Annotated in this window: 6 protein-coding genes; 4 read left to right on the plus strand and 2 right to left on the minus strand. The window is 61.3% G+C overall.

Translation table 11 applies throughout. From position 1 onward, the window contains the following. Positions 1 to 407: 407 nt before the first annotated feature. From B5F94_RS16340 to B5F94_RS15555, 4 genes are all read left to right on the plus strand, one after another. On the plus strand, positions 408 to 554 hold the full coding sequence (locus B5F94_RS16340) for a ribbon-helix-helix protein, CopG family (RefSeq protein ID WP_143383333.1): 147 nt from the start codon (positions 408 to 410) through the stop codon (positions 552 to 554). 73 nt (positions 555 to 627) lie between these two features. Next, positions 628 to 1,266, plus strand: a complete 639-nt coding sequence (locus tag B5F94_RS15550) for a replication protein (RefSeq protein ID WP_087331436.1) — start codon at positions 628 to 630, stop codon at positions 1,264 to 1,266. A 178-nt stretch (positions 1,267 to 1,444) separates the two neighbouring features. Next, positions 1,445 to 1,588 (plus strand): hypothetical protein, encoded by a 144-nt coding sequence (locus B5F94_RS16535; RefSeq protein WP_158100313.1) that lies wholly within the window; start codon positions 1,445 to 1,447, stop codon positions 1,586 to 1,588. After that, on the plus strand, positions 1,585 to 2,121 hold the full coding sequence (locus B5F94_RS15555) for a tyrosine-type recombinase/integrase (RefSeq protein ID WP_087331438.1): 537 nt from the start codon (positions 1,585 to 1,587) through the stop codon (positions 2,119 to 2,121). The genes B5F94_RS16535 and B5F94_RS15555 overlap by 4 nt, the downstream gene beginning before the upstream one ends. Before the next feature lie 5 nt (positions 2,122 to 2,126). On the opposite strand, the gene B5F94_RS15560 is transcribed toward B5F94_RS15555, so the two are convergent. Both B5F94_RS15560 and B5F94_RS16805 read right to left on the minus strand, forming a co-directional pair. Then, the gene (locus B5F94_RS15560; protein ID WP_087331440.1) at positions 2,127 to 2,306 is read right to left on the minus strand and encodes a hypothetical protein; all 180 of its coding nucleotides are present in this window, start codon (positions 2,304 to 2,306) and stop codon (positions 2,127 to 2,129) included. Positions 2,307 to 2,326: 20 nt separating this feature from the next. Continuing rightward, entirely contained in the window at positions 2,327 to 2,485 is a 159-nt protein-coding gene (locus B5F94_RS16805) for a hypothetical protein (protein WP_204247512.1), read from the minus strand. Positions 2,486 to 3,727 lie beyond the last annotated feature (1,242 nt).

The following is a 3,727-nucleotide window of genomic DNA, read 5'->3' on the forward strand; positions in this document are numbered from 1 at the left end:
CCGCCGAAGGCGGGGCAGGGCGGCGGAGCCGCCCGGGCGAGCGCAGCGAGCCTCCCAGGGAGCGCAGCGAGCCTCCCAGGGAGCGCAGCGAGCCTCCCAGGGAGCGCAGCGAGCCTCCCAGGGAGCGCAGCGAGCCTCCCTCGCCGGTGGTCCGGTAGAGCATCAGGGGGTGTACTACGACACACCCCCTAGGGTGACGTGTGACGTGTGACCATCGGTAGAAGGAAAGAAAATGTTGCTTATAGTGGCAGATATGGGCAATAAAATCCTGATTCTATGGCGAAAAGGTACCATTCTACAACGGTAGAATGGTACCTACCCCCCCCTCTTAGCCCGGGAAAAGTATACCAAAAGGCTTGACAAGTGTACAGAACGGTGTATAATTGGGACAGTGGAGGTGAGTGTAAATGGATGAGACAAAACGTGTGCAGATCTCTTTGCGGTCTGACGTCTTGGAGCGGCTTGACGTGCTGGCAAGGGAGATGGGGCTTAAGAGGTCGGCTGTGCTGTCTCTGCTTATCAAGGAGAAATGGAAGGAGGAGCATACCGACTGAAAAGAAAAGGCACTCCCCCGTCCTGCCAGACTGATGGGGAGCGCCAGACTACTATAGTCGGTATCATTGTACCATGGCTGAGAAGAAAGTCAATCAGGAAAAGAGTGTTAAGAAACGGAATTGGGCCTTTGTGCTGTACCCTGAATCCGCTCCCAAGGATTGGCGGGAGCAGCTTGCCCGCTCTGGTGTGGCCTGCGCTATCTCGCCGCTGCATGATCGGGACCTTAACCCGACAGGGGAGCCGAAGAAGCCCCATTATCATGTGATTCTGGTGTATGGTAGCCCGACTACATACAACAACGTCAAGGGGTTCACCAATGGTCGCCTTGGGCAGACGATCCCCCAGGCGTTGGAGCAGGTGAAGGGCTACTACAACTACCTCACCCACAAGGATAACCCCGAGAAAGCACAGTACAGTGAGAGCGACATCCAGACTTTGAACGGCTTTGATATTCGGGACTTTGTAGAGCTGACGAAAAGTGAGGTCGTCCGGCTCAAGCGAGAGATACAGGCGTTCATCCGGGACAATGAGATCATGGAGTATGCAGACCTCATGGACCTGCTCATGGATGCCGGGGAGGAGATGGCAGATCACTATGAGGTGGCAGCCAACAATACGGTGTTCTTTGACCGGTATCTCAGTTCCCGCCGGTTCCGAGTCGCCGGAGGCGGCGAGGATCAGCGGGAACATGAGCGAAGCCGCAGCCCGTAAGGTTTAAGATTTGGTTACAAAGTGGTAACATGGTGTACGTTGCCGTGCAATAAATGGCCCTTTCGCCCCTATGGGTGAAGGGCCATTTTACATTTTTGGGACTGACAAGCGACACCCAGAATCCTAGCCCCTCCATGGGGTAGAGGCATGGAGGGGCGATAATCTCGGGGGGGATAATATGGCGCGAGAAGAGGACTGGACCATAGAGCGGGTGACGGTGATTCGCAAGCTGTGGTGCTGGATGAAGGAAGCAGTGGAAGAAAAGAATCTGGACTTAGTGCGTGAAATACGCGAGGAGCTGGAGGAGCTGGACGGGATTTGACGGCAGAGTACCTATTGCATCAGGAGATGGAGCACGTTTTTGCCGCTCTTACACCGGCAAATCGGCTGGTTTGCCGGGTCTGTGTCTCGACCGGCTTACGGGTTGGTGATGTGGTGCAGCTGCGCACCGATCAGCTCAAGCCTCAGTTCTGGATCACCGAGCAAAAGACCGGCAAGCGGCGCCGGGTAAACTTGGCTGCGCCGCTGCTCAAGGAGCTGCGGGAGCAGGCAGGGCGTGTGTGGGTCTTTGAGAGTGCCAGAGGGCCGGATAAGCACCGTACGAGACAGGCCGTGTGGCGGGACGTGAAACGGGCCGCCAAGGCGTTCCGGCTGCCTCAGAATGTCACAGTGCACAGCCTCCGGAAAGTCTTTGCGGTGGATGCCCTGGGCAAGGCCAAGGGCAATGTAAGAAAGGTGCAGCGAGCCTTGAACCACAGCGATCAGGCGACAACTATGATCTATGCTATGGCCTTGCAGATCTATCAGGCCAAGTATGGCAAACTGAATAGGGGACGGAATGAGAACGGGGAGTGATGGTGTCACTCCCCGTTTTTGTTTTCCGGGTTTTGGTTGAGTTTGAGCCCGAAATATTCTGAAAAGTGTAGGAAAGTGATGGCTGATTCGACAACGTGGGTTTCAGTGGTGCCAAGCTTTTTGGCCAGCCAGGTTAGCCGTTCGATAGTGATGGGGTCGAGCCGGAAGGTTTTAGGGGTTTTCATCTTGATTCCTCCTTACAGCCTTACAGCTTGCGCATGTATGCGTCATATGCAGCGACAACCCAATCGTGGGGGGCATTTCTTTGCTCCAGGTCTTGAGCGATTTTTTTGAGTTCGTTGACGGTCTTTGCGTTGTTGATGGCCTTTTCGACCGCTTCTCTGGATTCGTAATACTGTACCATTTTTGCGTCTCCTTTCTTTCTCTTGTGAGTACAGTATATCATATGTATGTACGTTTGTCAATACATTTGAGGAAAAAAGACATCACCGAACGGTGATGAAACCTGTCGAAAACCCCCGTCCCCGCCGCAGCGGAAGAGGGGGAATCCCAAGGGGATTCCCTCTCCCTTGCGCCTCCCCCGGCCCCTCATGGGGCGGGGGACGGGAGGGGGTTGGGGTGGTTTTCTGGTCCTTTAGGGCACAAAAAAAGAGAAAGGCCCCCAGCCGTCACGGTCATTTGGGCACCGAAGTGCCGACGGTTGGGGGTCTCCCTTGCACCTCCTATGATAGCACAACCGTTCGAGGAAGTCAACCATTTTCGTGGGCTCACGAAAATGATCCCACACGGCAGCCGCGCCCCGTTGATCAACACAGATCGGGCCAGCGGCCCGCTGTCAAGGGTGGCCCGGATGGGCCACTTGCGCAGCCCTTGACGGCAGGCCGAAGGCCTGATAATCCCCACTCCGGGGGGCGGCGGCGGCGAAAAGGGGCGGCGCAGCCGCCCCAGCCGCCCCCCGGAGGGAGGAGGCGCGGCGGCCCATGGCGATAGCCGGGCCGCCCGACAGGGGGCGGCAGAGGGGGACCCGGCGCGGCGAGGAGGGGGCGCAGGCCGGGAGGCGGCAGGAGCGCAGCGGCCCCGACAGGGGGCGGCAAGCGACAAGAGCCCCCCGGCCAAGACCCCCGAGCCGGGGACCGCAGCGGGCGGCGGGGCGAGGCCGCCGACCGCCGGGACCGGGGCCGCCGCAGCGGCCCCCGCCGGGGGGGCAGCCGCCCCGCGCCGACGGGCGCAGGCGGCCCGCCGATAGGCCGCAGCGCCCCCCGCAGCGACCCAAAGGGAGCGGAGGGGGCCCGGGCGGGGCCAGCGGCCCCGACAGGGGCCAGGGGCCCCGCCGGGAGCAAGCCCGAGCCGGAGGCAGGGCCGCCGGGCAAGGCCCGCAGCGGCCCAACGGAGGCGAGGGGGGCCAAGGCCGAGCACACCACAGAAGCCCCGCCGGAGGCGGGGCAACTGGGCCGGGGGGCCCCCGTAGCGGGGCCGGGGCCCCGGCCCAGCTCCATGGGGTGCGGGGGCCGCAGCCCCCGCGGGCCCCGCCGAAGGCGGGGCAGGGCGGCGGAGCCGCCCGGGCGAGCGCAGCGAGCCTCCCAGGGAGCGCAGCGAGCCTCCCAGGGAGCGCAGCGAGCCTCCCAGGGAGCGCAGCGAGCCTCCC

The organism is Flavonifractor sp. An4 (assembly GCF_002161755.1).
GTDB lineage: Bacteria > Bacillota > Clostridia > Oscillospirales > Oscillospiraceae > Flavonifractor > Flavonifractor avicola.

Coding starts and splice junctions, on each gene's coding strand:
- B5F94_RS16535 (WP_158100313.1), top strand. CDS start 1,445: ATGGCGCGAGAAGAGGACTGGACCATAGAGCGGGTGACGGTGATTCGC.
- B5F94_RS15550 (WP_087331436.1), top strand. CDS start 628: ATGGCTGAGAAGAAAGTCAATCAGGAAAAGAGTGTTAAGAAACGGAAT.
- B5F94_RS16340 (WP_143383333.1), top strand. CDS start 408: ATGGATGAGACAAAACGTGTGCAGATCTCTTTGCGGTCTGACGTCTTG.
- B5F94_RS15560 (WP_087331440.1), bottom strand. CDS start 2,306: ATGAAAACCCCTAAAACCTTCCGGCTCGACCCCATCACTATCGAACGG.
- B5F94_RS16805 (WP_204247512.1), bottom strand. CDS start 2,485: ATGGTACAGTATTACGAATCCAGAGAAGCGGTCGAAAAGGCCATCAAC.